Origin of the sequence: Microcoleus sp. Pol11C3 (assembly GCF_036701485.1) — a bacterium.
GTDB lineage: Bacteria > Cyanobacteriota > Cyanobacteriia > Cyanobacteriales > Microcoleaceae > Microcoleus.
The window spans coordinates 1-10554 of record NZ_JAUBQW010000178.1 but is presented as its reverse complement, the minus strand read 5'-3'; the positions used below and the strand labels follow the sequence as shown (position 1 = coordinate 10554).

Here is a 10554-nt window from a genome sequence, read left to right as displayed (position 1 = left end):
GCACTTTATTCTCGATCGCGCGCTCAAAACCCAGGCTACCTCAAGTGCGATCGATATATTCAGCAAGCCCTATCTAAAGATAGGACTTTGGACCCATTTATGGTGTTAGCATCCTTCCCAAATCAACCTCAACAAAAAAGTTTTTGGCGCTGCGGCGCCAACAGGCGACCGAGCGCAACTACGAACTCAAGAAAGGTACATTTACTACTTCCCCTGACACCGATCCGACTTGAACTTTCAGTCCTTCGCCTCCCGCTTTTGTGCGGATGTATGCCAGACCAAAAAAGCCGGATTCAGTTTCCGTAAAACTGGTGAGTTTGCCGACTTTTTCTTCTCCGATTGTGACTGTTGTTCCGGGTTCAACCGCACCGCTCAACTGCACGCCCCAAAGTTCCTGTTTGACTCCTTTGTAGGTGTTCAACCGGGCTATTGTTTCTTGACCGATGTAGCAGCCTTTGTCATAGGTAATAGTTTGTAAAAGGCGGGCTTCTAAGGGATTGTAATCATCTGTTAGTTCAAAATCGGGTGCGGGGCGTCCTTGTTCAATTCGCAGTTGTTCCCAAACTCGATCGCCCATCGGTACGGCCCCAGCTTTGACTAATTCCTGCCATAACTGGGCTGCATCGCTTGCTGGCGCAATTAACGTGTATCCGGGAGTTGCTAAACCGCTACCAACGGCAACTCTGACTTCCATACCTGCAACATTGATCAATTTGTGAGCCGCGTAAGGTTGATTTTCTAGTTCGGTAACTCCGATTTTTTTTAGTAGTTGAGTGCTTTCGGGGCCGAGGAAACTGAAAGCAACAGTTGTATCGGTTAAATCTTTTAACTCGACGCGATCCATTGGGAAAATATAGCGATCGAGCAATTCCAGCAGTTGGCGGCGGCGGTTGGCTGAAACTAACAGCAGTACGGCATCTTCTGTAGCGTAAGCGGTGGCAAGGTCGATCGTCCGGGCGGTGGAAGTCACGAAAACGGTGTCGCAACCTTGACCGGGTTTGAGTATATTGAAGTTATTGGTACTTTGATTGTGCAAGAACCGCAGGCGATCGCTGTCTGAGATTTGAATGCGTCCCCAGTGAGTGCGATCGTACAAAGCCGCACCTTTTTTAGTTGCTGCGATCGCTTCTGCGTCGTTACCAAAACTGACTGGCACAATTTCTTTGGTTGTTAACTCTGCAAAAGTAGCACCGGCCGCTGCTTGAATGTCGTGCAATTGTTGAATCAGCATAAAATTTTGTTAACTGTTGACTGTTGACTGTTGACTGATGACTGTTAACTACTGCTTTCCTGTCAACTGACAACTGACTATTTGCCCAAATTGGCGAATATTTCTTGTATTAATTGACTGGCTTTGGCATCAAGACGATTCCAATCTACATCCCCAGTGTCATCCTCAATCAAGCTAGTGTCAATTACGACTTCCTGGCTTTGGATTTGAGTGTGGGCGGGCTGGTAGTTAACAAAGCAGACTCGATAGCAAAGTTCCCAAATATCGATACATCTTTGCTCGCCTTGAAGCTCTAAAAGTAGTTGATAGCCCGGAATTGGAATCTGTACTTCTTGATAAGTGCCCGTCCAGACTGACTCCTCTAATTGTTTGCGGATGTTGTCGATCACTCGGATCATCGCTGGCTGCATGAGTAGTTCAGCTTGCTGCCACGCGATCGGGCTAGTTATTTTAGGCTTCATATACAAGGTTCTAAAAAAGAAAATCAATAAATTAATTTTCTAGCATAGGGTGCCAACTTTTGAGACATCCGCCACAGAATGTTAAATTTAGTCGTCACCAAATTCAACAGTCAACCGTCAAAAGCAACAGCCGTTCTCGGCTTGACGGCTAAAAACGGCTGAAACTGTTGATATTGAGTTATCGGATGGGTAATGTAGGATTTGAACCTACGGCATCCTGCGTGTAAAGCAGGCGCTCTACCACTGAGCTAATCACCCAATTGCACTCACCGGGATTTATCATATCACAGTAACTCAGAAAGATCAAGTAAAAAAAATCCTAAACTTTAAATGCCCTCTGGCCGCACCCACGATCAAATAACCCTGTGGAGTTTGCCCTTGGTGGCAGCCCTCACGTTTGGCCAAACTCACAGCAGCAACCTGACTTTGCTCGTTTCCGGCAGTTTCTTATTCGGCGGGCTGATGTTTGGCCCCGACTTGGATATCTACTCTTGCCAGTATCAGCGCTGGGGATGGTTCAAACCGATTTGGCTCCCGTACCAAAAAAGCCTGCGCCACCGCTCTTTTTTGTCCCACGGCCCTCTGATCGGCACTGCTTTGCGAATCTTGTACCTCGCTATCTGGATAGCGGTTTTCGGAGTGTTGGGATTGGCAGTGGCTCAAAAAATTGGGAACTTAGGCTGGAATTGGCAGGATTTGGTTTTCAGTTATGGGCGATTGATCGGGGAACACCACATCGAAATTTTAGCCGTGTACATCGGTCTAGAATTGGGCGCTATGAGCCACTATCTGAGCGATTGGGGCGGCTCGGCTTACAAAAGATTCAAAAAGAAAGGGTTGAGCGGGTGGCGCCCTCCTAAGACAATTAAGAGGGCAAAAATCACAGCTCCCACTCGCAGATCTAGCAAATCCATTGCAGAAGGAAGAATGAAGAAGGAAGAAGGAAGAAGGAAGAAGTAATAAAATCAATGGTTGGAGTCCTTAACAACGTTATAACCGTCGGGCGCGGTTGATATAAAAGGTAAATTATTATGTCTAATTCTGAAAGTCGATCGCTCACAGCACTAAAAGAACTTATAGAAGTTGTGGCTAAATTGCGATCGCCAGACGGCGGATGTCCTTGGGATTTAGCCCAAACTCCCCAAACTCTAATTCCTCACATAATCGAAGAAGCTTATGAAACAGCCGACGCGATTCGCAAAGGAGATAAAGATGCGATCGTCGAAGAATTGGGCGACTTACTGTTACAGGTAATTTTGCAAGCTCAAATTGCCAGCGAATCCAATCAATTTACCTTCGCCGAAATCGCTGCGGGCATTACAGAAAAACTAATTCGGCGACATCCCCACGTCTTCGGCGATGTCGAAGTCAACAGCGTCGATGAAGTCAACGAAAACTGGGAAAAAATCAAAGCCGCAGAAAAAGGCACAACATCGGAAAAGCCACCAACTTTAGCCTCGAAAATGAGCCGTTATGCCAGCACTTTGCCGCCGATCACCGCCGGGATGAAAATCTCTCAAAAAGCTGCGGAAGTGAGTTTTGATTGGGACAGTGTAGACGGCGTTTGGGATAAATTTCACGAAGAAATGGCAGAATTTGAACACGCTCTCAAACACGAGGATAAGGCAGCGCAGCAGTCAGAATTGGGAGATATTATGTTTGTGTTGATTCAATTAGCTCGCTGGTACGATTTAGATCCGTCGGCTGCTTTGCAAGGAACGAACGATCGCTTTGTGCAGCGGTTTGCGAAGGTAGAGGCTGCGTGCGATCGACCTTTGTCAGATTATGCCCCAGAAGAGTTAGAATCTCTGTGGCAGCAAGCTAAAGCTTTAATTGCTCAACAAAAGGGCGATCGGTAATCAATCACCGCAGATAAACACAGATCACATGACATCAGCGTTCATCCGCTAATATCTGCGGTTCAAAACTCCCAATCTCAAGAATGTGGTTGCATCAGCTCAGATATCAGCAATCAACTATTCGTAAAGCTTCGCGTCGTTGTATGGAGGATGTTCGCAGGCGATATAAAGCGCATTTGTCGGTTCCAGGGCCTCTCCTGTCACCGGGTAGATCGGCTTGAGGACAAAGCATAACAGAGAGAGCGATCGCCAATCCAAATTATCCAACTTCCCGCGTTCGTAACGGTTGACTGTTGCGGCACTGATACCCACATCTTTGGGTACGGGTTGATTTGTAGCTGTGAACAGGGCCTCTTCATATCCCTTTGTTTTGAACTCTGTTTCGCTGACAGACCAACCTGTTGTCTGTCTTGCTGCTTTTAAAATCTTCCCCAAACGCATCCGCCCCGTTTCCGTGAAGCGAACGGGACGCAATTCCTGCTCTTTGTCTACCACAGCTTTGTTAGAGAGTTCTGACATTACCTATCTGCAAATAATCTAGTCATAGAGCTTCGCATCGTTGTATGGGGGATGTTCGCACGCGATATATAAAGCATTTGTCGGTTCCAGGGCTTCCCCAGTCACCGGGTCGATCGGCTTGAGGACAAAGCATAACAGAGAGAGCGATCGCCAATCCAAACTTTCTAACTTCCCGCGTTCGTAGCGACTAACAGTAGCATTACTAATACCGACATCTTTTGGTACAGGATCTCCGGCTGTCCGAAACAGAGCGGCCTCGTATTCTTTTGTGACCATTTCGGTTTCAATAATTGACCAGCCCCGAATCTCTCTAGCTGCTTTCAGAAGTTTGCCCAATCTACCGCGTCCCGTATCCGTAAATCGCACAGGGCGCAGTTTTTCCTGATCGACGACAGCCTTAAAGTCAAGAAATCCCGGCATTTTACAGATCCAATTTAACTATTAAGTCAATCCTACGCCTCGACGTTGGGGTTCCAAAATTCAGTTCCGATCAACAGTAAGTCTTCTAGAGTAACCAACCGCTTTTCAACCGGGTGAACTGGTTCGAGAACATCGAGGAACAGCCACAGAAGATCGGGTGCAGGCTTGTTGTAATAGCCATTTTCGATTCTCGAAATGCCTGCAATGCTGACCCCCAAAACTTTCGGCAAAGGCTCTCCCCCTAGATTATAAAATTGAGCCTCATGCTGCTTGGTCTTTTCGCTCAGTTCGTGAACGCTCCACCCCCTAGCTTCCCGCCACGATCGCAAGAATTTACCCAACCGCCGCAGCCCGGTATCAGTAAATCTCCGTCTCAAGTATTCTTTTTCTCGCCTAGCTTCTGCTACCACCATCAGTCATCACCTATCTGCAAATAATCTAGTCGTAGAGCTTCGCATCGTTGTATGGGGGATGTTCGCACGCGATGTAAAGCGCATTTGTCGGTTCCAGGGCCTCTCCTGTCACCGGGTCGATCGGCTTGAGGACAAAGCATAACAGAGAGAGCGATCGCCAATCCAAATTATCCAGCTTCCCACGTTCGTAACGGTTGACTGTTGCGGCACTGATACCCACATCTTTGGGTACGGGTTGATTTGTAGCTGTGAACAGCGCCTCTTCGTACCCCCTTGTTTTGAACTGTGTTTCGCTAACAGACCAACCTATTGTCTGTCTTGCAGCCTTTAACATCTTGCCCAAACGCATCCGCCCCGTCTCCGTGAAGCGAACGGGACGCAATTCCTGCCGATTGTCTACCACAGCGTTGTTAGAGAGTGCTGACATTTTTTCCACCTACATTAACTCTCAAACTAGCACAGCATCAATGATAGAGGGTTGTACGAGCAACCTCTGAGTTTCCATTAAATTTTGTTGCACAAGTGAGATAAGAATCTGATATAGAGTAAGATGTAATTGAGTCTAAACAGAACTTGCCTCTCAAGCCCTGAGTATACAGCCATGACAGCACTATTTCGCCACATCCAACCCTCGAAAAAGCTCCGCATCACCGTCAGGTCGATCGCCCAACTGCTCAAAATCAGCCAAAACCTGATTAAGCGAGTCGAATCCTGGGCTTTCGTGGTTTTCGTCCACCATCGGGATAGAGGCGGCCTGTTTGTCAGCTACCGCAGGCTGGAAGAATGGCAAAATGCGATCGCCCATCACATCCAAACTTGCCCCACCCTTAGAGAACTCTCGCAGATCAAAACATCCATTCAGTGCGACAGCCGGAAATTCAAAAAACAATATCTCCCAAAAACCCTTGACTTTTTATTTCAAATGTGCCTTGAAAGACAAGACCTTCTCGAAATCTGGGAAAGCTCAAACTGCATTGCTTCCTAGCAGAAATCAAGCAGATTTCCTAACACTAGCAACCGCGCCCAACCGTGAGGACGCTGTTAATTTCTGAGACCCTTGCCTTTGATTCTGTCAACTGTCAACTGTCAACTTTTCCTTGCCAAAAACAGAAGCGAAACATTTGCGAGCAATTGCGAGATAAAATCACCCCAAAAATCACCCGCGAATGCTCCGCCACATACATGAAAGCAATCACCAAAGCAATTAAGACATTGCCTGAGCGATATAATCAAAATAAGGAGCTGCTTCCTTAGCATCATCCTGATTGAGCAAAGCCAAAGAAGCTTCCTTCAAACAGCGGATAGCTTCGACCATGCCCGGAACAGGAACGCCCAGAGAATTATACATTTCCCGAACGCCAATCAAACCGATGCTTTCGATCGGCTCCTTGTCACCCGCCAAGATACCGTAGGTAATCAGGCGCAAGTACCAGCCGTAGTCGCGCAGACACAAAGCCCGTTCGCGTTGGCCGTAAGCATTACCTCCGGGGGAGATAAAGTCAGGGCGTTTTTTCCAGAGTTTTTTGCTAGCTTCTTCAACAATTTTTTTCTCACTGTCAGACAGCGCAGTAGCAATACGCACCCGCTGTTCTCCGGTTTTAAAAAAATCTTTGATGCTTTGAAGTTCGCCGGTACTGGGATAGCGAAGTTCGTCGTCGGCTTGGAGAATTAGTTGGCTAACTACGCTCATTGTTATTCAAAAAAATTGAGGATATTTGAGAGTAAGATTAATTGACATTCTCATCGCTTAAAGATGAGATTCTTGGTTGGGCGATTTACTTTGCTTCTAACATTTATCAACATTAGAAGTAGCGGGTAAATCTCCGCAAACGTTATGCTTGATGTTCAAGCCAGTTTCCCTGTGTTCCAGGGTACTGCGGGAAAAACTCAAAAACTGCGAGAGAGAGTTTTGATGTCGGCAGACACTTTGACTGTTTAACGAGTTTTTGCTACCTCGCCCCAACAGCATATCGCACAGGATCGATCGGGGCAACTCACGGCAGGCTTGACTTGCAGGTTGAAGCTTGGCTTTAGCAGCAAGACGTTCAGCAGCAGGAATACAGCCTGCTATTGAGCTTGAGTGCGATGGATGGAGCCCCGCTTCGCTACGACTTATCTCAGGAAAGAGAGAGCGATATTGCATTACCATATTAAATCCTACCATGACTACTTGTGACCAAATCTAAATTCCCCACCCCAAACTCGACGAAATTGGCAAACCCTTGCCAGCAAGGTCAACTGATTGAGATAGAGATTACCGACTTGGCAGACACCGGCGACGGAGTTGGTCGTTTTGGTGAGTTAGTGGTGTTTGTGCCCGATACCGTGACGGGCGATCGAGTCCTTGTCCGCCTCGTGCAAGTCAAATCCACCTATGCTACAGGCAAGCTGGACACACTTCTGGAAACCTCCGAACACCGCATTCGAGCTAACTGCATTGTCGCCGACAAGTGCGGTGGCTGTCAGTGGCAGCACGTAGATTATCAATATCAGCTTGCAGCCAAGCAAAATCAAATCATTCAAGCCTTAGAAAGGATTGGCGGATTTAGCAATCTGCAAGTCGATGAAATTTTAACTGGAAAAATCGAGGGATTTCCTCAATTTTTGGGATACCGCAACAAAGCGACGTATCCCGTGGCCATATCTGCAACAAATCAAGTCCAAGCAGGTTACTATCAAAAAAGCACCCACAAATTAGTCAATCTCAATCAGTGTCCGGTGCAAGATCCGCGCCTCAATCCTTTGTTAAAAGAAGTCAAAGAAGACATCCACTGGCGGGATTGGCAAGTCTACGACGAAAAGAAACATACAGGAGAATTGCGTCACTTGTCCTTGCGGATCGGACGGCGCACCGGCGAGATGCTGCTAACTTTAATAGTTCGCACTGGAGAGTTGCCGGGACTCGAAGAGCAAGCATCAGAGTGGCTGAAACAATATCCTCAACTGGTAGGGGTTTGTTTGAATATAAATCCCGATCAAACAAATGTAATTTTTGGTGCAGAGACTCGCTGCATTGCGGGTCGTTCTTATCTGCGAGAAAGATTTGCTGGGATGAATTTTCAGCTAAGAGCCGATACTTTTTTTCAGGTAAATACAGAGGCGGCTGAAGCGTTGTTAGAGGTGATGGTAGGGGAATTGAATTTGCAGGGAAACGAGGTTTTGGTTGACGCTTACTGCGGCATTGGTACTTTTACTTTACCCCTGGCCAAACAAGTAAAAATAGCCATAGGTTTAGAAGTGCAATCGGCGGCGATAGAACAAGCCACATTAAATGGTGAGTTAAATGACGTGAGAAATGTCGAGTTTCAGGTGGGAACTGTAGAGAGTTTGCTGCCTTCCTTGGGATTGACACCGGATATTGTGCTGCTAGATCCGCCGAGGAAAGGGTGCGATCGCGCGGTTTTGGAAGCTATCAAGGAAATCAAACCAAATCGCATTGTTTATGTTAGCTGCAAGCCTGCTACTTTGGCTCGCGATCTGAAGATTTTGTGCGAAAATGGGGATTATAAGTTAGCGCGAGTGCAGCCGGCGGATTTCTTTCCTCAGACTTCTCATGTTGAGTGTGCGGCTTTTTTGGTGCGGTAAATCAAAAGGGCGATCGTTGTTTAGTTAAATTCAATCATCAGCATCGGCGAAGAGGGCGGATAAATCTCGATAACCACTGACAACTCGAAAGATTTCTACATTTTGTCCGATCGGCATATAGAGGATGAGATAGTTGTCTATAGAGAGAATGCGAAGCAATGGTAAAATTTCGTCTCTTTGTCGTCCAATACTGGGAAATTAAGCAATTTTGGCGAATTTAGCGTCAAGATTGCTTAAAAAGCGATCGGCTCCATCGAGTCCCGATCGACTAGCGATGTAGTCTGCAATTTGCTCAATGTCTTGAATTGCGGGTTGAGTGAGGCGAAATTGTGGACTCATGTTTCTTTTGAACTGTAGCGCGTGAAGCGTAGCTATCCCGTAGGGAATCGCAAATTAGCTCGAATTTGTGCCATTGCGGTTGCACCGTCTACGACTTCACCGCGTTGGGATGCTTGCTTACCAATCAGTGCCTCTCGTTGAAGTTCTTGCAGTCGTCCTTGATAAATATCTTGCTGTTGTTCGAGTAGTTGAATGGCTGCAAGGATAACGTCGATCGCGCTGTTGTATTTGCCGCTGGTGAGTTGGCGCTGCACGAGGGCTTCGAGCTCAGGAGGCAAAACAATTTGCATGGTGTTTGAGATGAGGAGTGTTGATTCTATTGTAGGCGATCGCCCTACGGGATAGCGGCGCTTAACGCCTTCAATTAGATTGGTTTGTTGAGGGGCGATCGCACACTATTGCTCCCCTTCATTCAATTCGCTCAAAACTTTTGCCACTGCTGATGCTTGCTCTGGATACAGCCGCGCTAAATATTCACACATTTGATAAGCAGTATCTAAGTAGTATGCACAGGGAATTAACAAGCGTTTAAAATTTACTCTATCGCCTGTTTCAGCGAACAATAAGGCAATGTCACGTAAGTGCGTGTTACGGTCGTTAAGCATCGCCTCTAATGTTCTTAGAGCCTCCTCACCTTTTCCTGCAATTGCTTGTATTTGAGCAATGCTCTTGAGCGCTTCCAAGCGTTTTTGTTCATCCTGAATTTTTTCTTTAGCTGCAAGGGCGATATCAAGAGTTGTAACTTGTTCTCCTTTTTTGAACTGCTCGCAGGCCATTGCCAAAAATATGCTTATTTTCTGCTCTCCATCTTCAATATCTTTGCTAATTTTAATAGCAGTGGAAAATTCTCCTACTTCTGTATATCCTATGGCTATTTTAGAGAAATCTTGATCGCGTTCCCCTTGTTCTTTTGTTTTTGCAGCTTCAAGAAGGTCGGCAAACGTGGCTAAGGCTGCTTCGGTTTCTCCTATAGTTGATCGTGCCACTGCTATAATAGTCAAAAGCTGAACCTTGTTTGCCAAAAACAGAGAACTATCATCTGCATTTTTATAGTATTCATCAGCTTTATTCAGAACTATCTTGTATTTCTCTATTTGCTGTGGCTTTGCGTATATCTGCAACTGTACTATACTTCTGAGTGCATTAACGTGAGAGTATGGCATACGGATTGTTTCCAAAGTTCTAAGAGCAACGTCAAACTCTCCTAACCTTGCCTGTGCTTCTGCTACGAATCCAAAAGTTTTCGAGCGTTGGTATTCTTGGTTGTCATTAATCTGTTGTGCAATTTCATAAGCGCGATCGCAGATAATTTTGGCTTCTTGTATTTTTTCTGCTTCAATGAGTATTTGTACTAATATTCCTGCTAGTACATTTGCTGTTTCCATCGGATTATCCATACTTTGTGCGATTTCGCAGGCAATACTAGCGGTAGTCACTCCTACTTCTTTTTGACCATTTTTAACCTCTACTTCTGCTACTCTTGCTAAGGCTAATAACCTGATAAAGGAGATTGAAGCTTCAATGGGTTTTTCAATTTTAAGGACATTAGCAAAAGTAGCTCGTGCTGCTTCAGTTTGTCCAGTTTGTACCTGTATCTCTGCTATTACTCCTCGAGTTTTCGCTCGCATGAATTGAATATCTATTTCTGTAGCTATAGCATTTATCGAAAAGATGAGGTATGATATAACTGACTTGAAAGGAGTGAAAAATATAAGACCCCAAAATGT

Annotated in this window: 15 protein-coding genes, 1 tRNA gene and 1 pseudogene; 4 read left to right on the top strand and 13 right to left on the bottom strand. The window is 46.0% G+C overall.

Annotated features, from left to right (window positions below; translation table 11 throughout):
- Positions 1-178: 178 nt before the first annotated feature.
- From ygfZ to QUA40_RS25705, 3 genes are all read right to left on the bottom strand, one after another.
- Entirely contained in the window at positions 179-1228 is a 1050-nt protein-coding gene (gene ygfZ, locus QUA40_RS25715; RefSeq protein WP_333131127.1) for a CAF17-like 4Fe-4S cluster assembly/insertion protein YgfZ, read from the bottom strand.
- Positions 1229-1308: 80 nt separating this feature from the next.
- Positions 1309-1692, bottom strand: coding sequence for a hypothetical protein (locus tag QUA40_RS25710; protein WP_333131125.1), 384 nt, complete (start codon positions 1690-1692; stop codon positions 1309-1311).
- A gap of 186 nt (positions 1693-1878) precedes the next feature.
- Positions 1879-1950 (bottom strand) — tRNA-Val (locus QUA40_RS25705).
- A 72-nt stretch (positions 1951-2022) separates the two neighbouring features.
- On the opposite strand from QUA40_RS25705, the gene QUA40_RS25700 reads away from it, so the two are divergent.
- Both QUA40_RS25700 and mazG read left to right on the top strand, forming a co-directional pair.
- Complete coding sequence (locus tag QUA40_RS25700) at positions 2023-2652, top strand: metal-binding protein (protein WP_333131123.1); 630 nt, start codon at positions 2023-2025, stop codon at positions 2650-2652.
- 71 nt (positions 2653-2723) lie between these two features.
- Positions 2724-3551, top strand: a complete 828-nt coding sequence (gene mazG, locus QUA40_RS25695; protein WP_333131121.1) for a nucleoside triphosphate pyrophosphohydrolase — start codon at positions 2724-2726, stop codon at positions 3549-3551.
- A gap of 117 nt (positions 3552-3668) precedes the next feature.
- Here mazG and QUA40_RS25690 read toward each other — a convergent pair whose 3' ends face one another.
- The 4 genes from QUA40_RS25690 to QUA40_RS25675 are packed head-to-tail and all read right to left on the bottom strand — an operon-like array spanning position 3669 to position 5330.
- Positions 3669-4070: a helix-turn-helix transcriptional regulator gene (locus QUA40_RS25690; RefSeq protein WP_333131119.1), complete on the bottom strand. Its 402-nt coding sequence runs from the start codon at positions 4068-4070 to the stop codon at positions 3669-3671.
- A gap of 18 nt (positions 4071-4088) precedes the next feature.
- Complete coding sequence (locus QUA40_RS25685; protein ID WP_190733505.1) at positions 4089-4490, bottom strand: helix-turn-helix transcriptional regulator; 402 nt, start codon at positions 4488-4490, stop codon at positions 4089-4091.
- A 32-nt stretch (positions 4491-4522) separates the two neighbouring features.
- Positions 4523-4903 carry a helix-turn-helix domain-containing protein gene (locus tag QUA40_RS25680; protein WP_333030075.1) on the bottom strand — a complete coding sequence of 127 codons (381 nt, stop codon included), beginning with the start codon at positions 4901-4903 and terminating at the stop codon, positions 4523-4525.
- Positions 4904-4928: 25 nt separating this feature from the next.
- Positions 4929-5330 (bottom strand): helix-turn-helix transcriptional regulator, encoded by a 402-nt coding sequence (locus QUA40_RS25675; protein ID WP_333108046.1) that lies wholly within the window; start codon positions 5328-5330, stop codon positions 4929-4931.
- Between the two features lie 174 nt (positions 5331-5504).
- Here QUA40_RS25675 and QUA40_RS25670 point away from each other — a divergent pair, with 174 nt between their 5' ends.
- On the top strand, positions 5505-5888 hold the full coding sequence (locus QUA40_RS25670; protein ID WP_333131117.1) for a hypothetical protein: 384 nt from the start codon (positions 5505-5507) through the stop codon (positions 5886-5888).
- A gap of 219 nt (positions 5889-6107) precedes the next feature.
- On the opposite strand, the gene QUA40_RS25665 is transcribed toward QUA40_RS25670, so the two are convergent.
- Together QUA40_RS25665 and QUA40_RS25660 are read right to left on the bottom strand one after the other, a co-directional pair.
- Positions 6108-6593: an allophycocyanin subunit alpha-B gene (locus QUA40_RS25665; RefSeq protein ID WP_190746013.1), complete on the bottom strand. Its 486-nt coding sequence runs from the start codon at positions 6591-6593 to the stop codon at positions 6108-6110.
- A gap of 96 nt (positions 6594-6689) precedes the next feature.
- The gene (locus QUA40_RS25660) at positions 6690-7052 is read right to left on the bottom strand and encodes a hypothetical protein (protein ID WP_333131115.1); all 363 of its coding nucleotides are present in this window, start codon (positions 7050-7052) and stop codon (positions 6690-6692) included.
- Positions 7053-7075: 23 nt separating this feature from the next.
- Here QUA40_RS25660 and rlmD point away from each other — a divergent pair, with 23 nt between their 5' ends.
- Positions 7076-8488: a 23S rRNA (uracil(1939)-C(5))-methyltransferase RlmD gene (gene rlmD, locus QUA40_RS25655; RefSeq protein WP_333131113.1), complete on the top strand. Its 1413-nt coding sequence runs from the start codon at positions 7076-7078 to the stop codon at positions 8486-8488.
- Positions 8489-8518: 30 nt separating this feature from the next.
- Here the strand turns inward: rlmD and QUA40_RS25650 are convergent, their stop codons facing one another.
- The 4 genes and pseudogenes from QUA40_RS25650 to QUA40_RS25635 all read right to left on the bottom strand — a co-directional run.
- Positions 8519-8647: a hypothetical protein gene (locus tag QUA40_RS25650; protein ID WP_333131111.1), complete on the bottom strand. Its 129-nt coding sequence runs from the start codon at positions 8645-8647 to the stop codon at positions 8519-8521.
- Positions 8648-8686: 39 nt separating this feature from the next.
- The gene (locus QUA40_RS25645) at positions 8687-8827 is read right to left on the bottom strand and encodes a type II toxin-antitoxin system RelE/ParE family toxin (RefSeq protein WP_333131109.1); all 141 of its coding nucleotides are present in this window, start codon (positions 8825-8827) and stop codon (positions 8687-8689) included.
- Positions 8828-8859: 32 nt separating this feature from the next.
- Positions 8860-9117 carry a type II toxin-antitoxin system ParD family antitoxin gene (locus QUA40_RS25640; RefSeq protein ID WP_333131107.1) on the bottom strand — a complete coding sequence of 86 codons (258 nt, stop codon included), beginning with the start codon at positions 9115-9117 and terminating at the stop codon, positions 8860-8862.
- Between the two features lie 105 nt (positions 9118-9222).
- A pseudogene (locus tag QUA40_RS25635) lies at positions 9223-10554 on the bottom strand (hypothetical protein); the annotation flags it as partial.

What these genes read in the sequence shown, in the direction of transcription:
- QUA40_RS25710 (WP_333131125.1), bottom strand. Translation starts at nt 1,692, where the DNA reads ATGAAGCCTAAAATAACTAGCCCGATCGCGTGGCAGCAAGCTGAACTA.
- QUA40_RS25700 (WP_333131123.1), top strand. Translation starts at nt 2,023, where the DNA reads ATGCCCTCTGGCCGCACCCACGATCAAATAACCCTGTGGAGTTTGCCC.
- mazG (WP_333131121.1), top strand. Translation starts at nt 2,724, where the DNA reads ATGTCTAATTCTGAAAGTCGATCGCTCACAGCACTAAAAGAACTTATA.
- QUA40_RS25690 (WP_333131119.1), bottom strand. Translation starts at nt 4,070, where the DNA reads ATGTCAGAACTCTCTAACAAAGCTGTGGTAGACAAAGAGCAGGAATTG.
- QUA40_RS25685 (WP_190733505.1), bottom strand. Translation starts at nt 4,490, where the DNA reads ATGCCGGGATTTCTTGACTTTAAGGCTGTCGTCGATCAGGAAAAACTG.
- QUA40_RS25680 (WP_333030075.1), bottom strand. Translation starts at nt 4,903, where the DNA reads ATGGTGGTAGCAGAAGCTAGGCGAGAAAAAGAATACTTGAGACGGAGA.
- QUA40_RS25675 (WP_333108046.1), bottom strand. Translation starts at nt 5,330, where the DNA reads ATGTCAGCACTCTCTAACAACGCTGTGGTAGACAATCGGCAGGAATTG.
- QUA40_RS25670 (WP_333131117.1), top strand. Translation starts at nt 5,505, where the DNA reads ATGACAGCACTATTTCGCCACATCCAACCCTCGAAAAAGCTCCGCATC.
- QUA40_RS25665 (WP_190746013.1), bottom strand. Translation starts at nt 6,593, where the DNA reads ATGAGCGTAGTTAGCCAACTAATTCTCCAAGCCGACGACGAACTTCGC.
- QUA40_RS25660 (WP_333131115.1), bottom strand. Translation starts at nt 7,052, where the DNA reads ATGGTAATGCAATATCGCTCTCTCTTTCCTGAGATAAGTCGTAGCGAA.
- QUA40_RS25645 (WP_333131109.1), bottom strand. Translation starts at nt 8,827, where the DNA reads ATGAGTCCACAATTTCGCCTCACTCAACCCGCAATTCAAGACATTGAG.
- QUA40_RS25640 (WP_333131107.1), bottom strand. Translation starts at nt 9,117, where the DNA reads ATGCAAATTGTTTTGCCTCCTGAGCTCGAAGCCCTCGTGCAGCGCCAA.